Source organism: Candidatus Hydrogenedentota bacterium (assembly GCA_016791475.1).
Lineage (GTDB): Bacteria > Hydrogenedentota > Hydrogenedentia > Hydrogenedentales > JAEUWI01 > JAEUWI01.
In genome coordinates this window covers 1-710 of sequence record JAEUWI010000230.1, presented here as the reverse complement: position 1 = coordinate 710, position 710 = coordinate 1, and the positions used below count along the sequence as shown (strand labels likewise).

Sequence of the window (710 nt, the reverse complement as noted above, 5' to 3'; positions counted from 1 at the left end):
AATTCTACATGCCACTGCGTGCGCTTGGCGCAAGATTCCACGCAGGCATGTCTGGAACAACCGCAGCAAAACGCATTTATGAAATTTTGGATACACCGATACCTGAGTCGAAAGTCAAAAGTCAAAAGTTAGACCAGCTTGATATTCGACCTTCGACTTTCGACATTCGACTTGAAAATCTCATCTATACCTACCCAAACGAATCCACGCCTGCACTCGAAAACATCAACTTCACCATCCAGCGCGGACAGCAGATCGCACTGGTCGGCAAAACCGGTGCGGGCAAATCCACGCTCGTAAATCTTCTGCTTGGTTTTATTCAACCGACTGAAGGAAATATCTCAATTCATCCTTCATCCTTCATCCTTCATCATTCCATTGCCTGGGTTCCGCAGCGTCCGCATTTATTTCACGATACCATCGCCGCCAATATTAGGCTCGGCAAAGCGGATGCCACCGACGCGGAAGTGATCGTCGCCGCGCAAGCCGCGCATTTACATGAATTCATCGACTTACTGCCGCAAAAATATGAAACCCTCGTCGGCGAAAGCGGCGCCCGTCTCTCCAGCGGACAAGCCCAGCGCCTAGCGCTTGCGCGAGCTTTCCTAAAAGATGCCCCCCTCTTGATTCTCGATGAACCCACTTCCAGCCTTGATCCTGAAACGGAATCTCTGCTCGAAGAATCAACACGCAAACTCATGCAGGGACGG

The 710-nt window shown here is 50.7% G+C and carries 1 protein-coding gene; it reads left to right on the top strand.

All coding sequences use genetic code 11. From position 1 onward, the window contains the following. Positions 1-47: 47 nt before the first annotated feature. Positions 48-710 (top strand): ATP-binding cassette domain-containing protein (locus JNK74_28895; protein MBL7650199.1); only part of this gene is annotated, 663 nt, incomplete at its 3' end.